Raw genomic sequence first — 4,758 nt, forward strand, 5'->3', positions numbered from 1 at the left:
CGTCAACGAGGAAGTCGACGCCGGCCCAATCGTGACGCAGGAAGCAGTCCCCGTCTACACGGACGACGACGAGGACGCCCTGAAGAACCGTGTCCTCTACGAGGCCGAGTTCAAGGCGTATCCGCGCGCAGTCCGCTGGTTCGCCGAGGGTCGTGTGACGGTCGAAGACGACGGCGTCACCATCGAGGGCGACGTGGATGCCGGTCTCCCAGAACGTCGCCTCACTTCCGAAGACCGCTACGACACGCTTCGCTACGGCGAGAACCCGCATCAGGACGCCGCCGTCTACGTAGACGAGACGTGTGACGAAGCCTCCGTCGTCGGTGCACCCCAACTCAACGAGGGCGCGAAGGGCCTCTCGTACAACAACTACAACGACGCCGACGGCGCACTGAACCTCATCAAGGAGTTCGACGAACCCGCCGCCGCGGTCATCAAACACACGAACCCCGCCGGGTGTGCCACCGCAGACACCCTCGCAGAGGCCTACGCGGACGCACTCGCCACGGACCCGATGAGCGCCTTCGGTGGCATCGTCGCCCTCAACCGCGAGTGCGACGCCGAGACGGCCGAACTCGTCGTCGACTCGTTCAAGGAAGTCGTCGTCGCGCCGGGCTACACCGACGCCGCCCTCGACATCCTCACCGAGAAGAAGAACCTCCGCGTCCTCGATGTCGGTGAACTCGGCGAGCGAACCGAGACCTACACCGAGAAAGCCCTCGTCGGCGGCCGACTCGTCCAGGAGCGAGACCTCTGGACGCCGACGCTGGACGACCTGGAAGTCGTCACGGAGACGGAACCGACCGACGAGCAGTTAGAGACGATGCTGTTCGCGTGGAAGGTCCTGAAGCACGTGAAGTCCAACGGGATTCTCTTCGCCAAAGGGACCGAGACGGTCGGCGTCGGCATGGGACAGGTCTCCCGCGTCGATGCGGTCGAACTCGCCGCGATGAAGGCGGAAGAACACGCCGAAGGCAAGGACGCACAGGGTGCCATCATGGCCTCTGACGCGTTCTTCCCGTTCCCGGACGGCGTCGAGAAGGCCGCAGACGCGGGTATCGAGGCGGTCATCCAGCCCGGTGGGTCGGTCAACGACGAGAAGGTCATCGAGGCGTGCGACGAGCGTGGGATTGCGATGGTGTTCACCGGGCAGAGGTGCTTCCGCCACGACTGAGTGAAACGCAAGAGTGTCTGAAGTCAGTGAGGCGCGCAAAGCGCGTCTCACGCGACTTGAGGAACGAGCGAGCAACGCGAGCGAGTTCCTCAAGCCAGTCCACCCAAACCACGTTCTAACGCCAGTCCACCCAATCCACATTCTGAATCCAGTCCTCCCAACCCACGTCCTCAAGCCAGCCCACTCAACCCACGCTCCCTCCTCACACCAAACCCCGTTCCCAATTTCTAGAACCAACGCGATGCTTCAAGTGTCGGCGAGGAGAACACATGGGTATGTACGAGGATATTCTGGTACCGACTGACGGCAGTCCGGGAACGATGCAGGCAATCGAACACGCACTCGAACTCGCTGGTGCCGACTCGACAGTCCACGTCCTCTCAGTCGTCGACCAGCGCGTCTACCTCGCCGCTGGCGGCGACCAGCAGGACGCCGTCATCCAAGCGCTTCGAGACGATGCCGTCGACGCCGTCGAAAAGTGCGCCGCGGAGTGCAAAGACAAGTGCGACACGACGACGGCAGTCCGAGAAGGCGTGCCGCACCGAGTCATCCTCGAATACGCCGACGAACACGACGTCGACGTGGTCGTGATGGGGACCCACGGGCGGACCGGGCGTGACAAACTCACGTCGCTCGGCAGCGTCACCGAACGCGTCGTCGAGAACGCGAAGCGGCCGGTTCTCGTCGTCCACATCGACGAGTAACGCGGGACGAGACGGTGGCCACGGAGCGTTAGGCCTAAGCCCACCGTGCGGGTTTTTTGCGTATGGAGTACCACGAGGCGGTGAACTTCCTTTTCGACCTCCGGCGTTTCCAGGTCAAGCCGGGGACCGAGTCGATTCAGCGGTTACTCTCTCATCTCGGTGACCCACACGAGGGAGTCTCGTTCGTGCAGGTCGCGGGGTCGAACGGAAAGGGAAGCACCGCCCGGATGCTGGAGTCGACGCTCCGCGAATCGGGCCAGAGCGTCGGGCTCTACACCTCGCCTCACTTCGACGACATCCGCGAGCGCATCCGCGTGGATGGCCGAAAGATACCCGAGTCCGCGCTGACGGCGTTCGTCGCCGAAGCGAAACCATATCTGGTCGAACGTGCCGCCGACGGCGAACCGCTCACCTTCTTCGAGACGATGACGGCACTCGGCATCTGGTATTTCGCGGAGGCGGACGTGGACGTGGCAGTCCTCGAAGTCGGCATGGGTGGCGAACTCGACGCGACGAGCGTCGTCGACCCCATCGCCAGCGCCGTCACCAACGTCTCACTGGAACACACGGCGGTCCTCGGCGACACTATCGAGGAGATTGCGCGGACGAAAGCCGCCGTCGCACCCGCTGATGCACCGCTCGTGACCGGTGCGACCGACGAGGCCCTCGACGTCATCCGCGACGAAGTCGGTGACGTGCTGACTGTCGGCGACGACGTGTCGGATGCCGACGTTCGGGCGACCTACGGTGGGCGCGTGAATCACCAAGAGGCGGCCGTCACCGTCGAAACCGACGACGAGACACTCGACCTCCGAATCCCACTGTTGGGGGCGTACCAGGCTCGAAACGCTGGTATCGCAGTCGCACTCGCGCGACAGGTCGCTCCGGACATCTCTGGTGACGCGATTCACCGCGGGATGCGAAACGCTCACTGGCCCGGTCGATTCGAAGTCATGGAGACGGACCCGATGGTCGTCCTCGACGGCGCGCACAATCCCGACGCGTGTACGCAGTTGGCGACGGTCCTCGACGAGTTCGACTACGACGACTTGCACCTCGTCTACGGCGCGATGCACGACAAAGACCACCGCGAGATGGTGGACGCACTCCCCGACGTTTCTTCCGTCGTCACCTGCCACGCCGATATCTCCCGGGCCGAAGACCCCGAAATCCTCGCTGCGGTCTTCGACCGAACCGGTATCGACGACGTTCGCACAGGTGATGCAGTCGCATCCGCACTCACGCAGGCACGAAAACACGCCGACGCCGACGACTGTATCCTCGTCGTCGGGTCACTCTACGTCGTCGCCGAGGCGCGGACGACGTGGACGCGGGCGATGATTCCGAAGACCCACCGGACGCTGGACGACGCCCGTGAGACGCTCGAACGAGTACACGTCGCGTCCGCGGATGCGGAGCGTGCCGAGAAGGGCGTCTTCCGAACGGTTCGAACCCGCGTGCAGGGACGCCAAGCAGCGATTCTCCGCGAAGAACTCCTCGCCATCGGTGGCGAGTGCGCTGTCTCGGGCCACAGTGACGGCGGTGAACTCGTAGACGTGGTGCTGATGGCCACGCTGGCGCAATTCCGACGCTTGACCGTGGCCCTCCGAGAGCGACCGTACGCCCTCTCCGAACTCGCTGAAGAGATTCGGAGGAGCGTCGACATCGGCGACGAAGCTGAATCGCACGGCTACCCGTGGGAAGAGGGCACCGCCGTCATGGGTATCCTCAACGTCACGCCGGACAGTTTCCACGACGGGGGCCAGTTCTACGATATCGACGCCGCCGTCACACAGGCGCAGGCGATGGTCGACGCCGGTGTCGACATCATCGACGTTGGCGGCGAAAGCACCCGACCGGGCGCTGAAGAAGTCCCGGTGGACGAAGAGATTCGTCGGGTCACGCCCGTCATCGAGGCCATCTCGGACCTCGACGCACTCGTCTCGGTCGATACCCGAAAGGCCGCCGTCGCCGAGGCGGCCCTCGACGCCGGTGCCGACATCCTCAACGACGTGACCGGCCTCGAAGACCCCGAGATGCGCTTCCTCGCGGCCGAACGCGACGTGCCGGTCATCGTGATGCACAGCATCGACGCACCAGTGATTCCGGACAAAGAAATCGACTACGACGACGTTGTCGAAGACGTCGTCGACGAACTCACAGAGCGCGTCCTGCTCGCCGAGAAGGCGGGCATCCCGCGGCACAACGTCATCGTCGACCCCGGCCTCGGGTTCGGGAAGTCCAACGCCGAGAACTTCGAACTGCTCGGCCGCATCGACGAGTTGTCGGCGCTCGGGTGTCCGGTCCTCGTCGGTCACTCGCACAAGTCGATGTTCTCGCTCGTCGGCGAAGAGACGGGGGACAACCTCGCGGCCACCATCGCCGGGACGGCTATCGCGGCAGACCGGGGGGCGGACATCGTCCGCGTCCACGACGTGCCGGAGAACGTCGCGGCCGTGAACGTCGCACTCGCGTCGCGCGACCTGAGTCGGTTCGAAGACGACGAGTAGCCACCACCGCTGGACAGACATTTTTCCACCCCGGGTTCCTACCTCCAGTCGTGTGTACACTCATCCTCGCGTGGCAGGTGTTCGAAGATGCGCCCGTCGTCGTCGCCGCCAACCGCGACGAACTGCTCGACAGGCCCGCTGAACCGCCACAGCGATGGGAAAACGGCGATGGCCCTGCGATAGTCGCCCCGCGCGATGCAGAGGCCGGAGGTACGTGGGTCGGCCACAACGACGCAGGTGTCTTCGTCGGCATCACGAACCGCTGGGTCGAGGTGGACGGCGGCGGTGAGCGCTCTCGCGGGCACCTCGTCCGCGACGCACTGCGTCACGAGACGGCCGAAGACGCCGCCCGATTCGTCGAACACTCCGT

General features: G+C 64.6%; 4 protein-coding genes. All 4 read left to right on the forward strand.

From position 1 onward, the window contains the following. Positions 1-1,174, forward strand: a 1,174-nt coding sequence (gene purH, locus AUR66_RS16990) for a bifunctional phosphoribosylaminoimidazolecarboxamide formyltransferase/IMP cyclohydrolase (protein WP_058573371.1), incomplete at its 5' end; no start/stop codon positions are given. A gap of 275 nt (positions 1,175-1,449) precedes the next feature. Further along, a complete protein-coding gene (locus tag AUR66_RS16995; RefSeq protein ID WP_058573373.1) occupies positions 1,450-1,878 on the forward strand; it encodes a universal stress protein in 429 nt (142 codons plus the stop codon). Between the two features lie 62 nt (positions 1,879-1,940). Beyond that, positions 1,941-4,388 (forward strand): dihydropteroate synthase, encoded by a 2,448-nt coding sequence (folP, locus tag AUR66_RS17000; RefSeq protein ID WP_058573372.1) that lies wholly within the window; start codon positions 1,941-1,943, stop codon positions 4,386-4,388. 50 nt (positions 4,389-4,438) lie between these two features. Beyond that, a partial coding sequence (locus AUR66_RS17005) for an NRDE family protein (RefSeq protein ID WP_197409847.1) occupies positions 4,439-4,758 on the forward strand: 320 nt, incomplete at its 3' end.

Source organism: Haloferax profundi, assembly GCF_001469865.1.
GTDB lineage: Archaea > Halobacteriota > Halobacteria > Halobacteriales > Haloferacaceae > Haloferax > Haloferax profundi.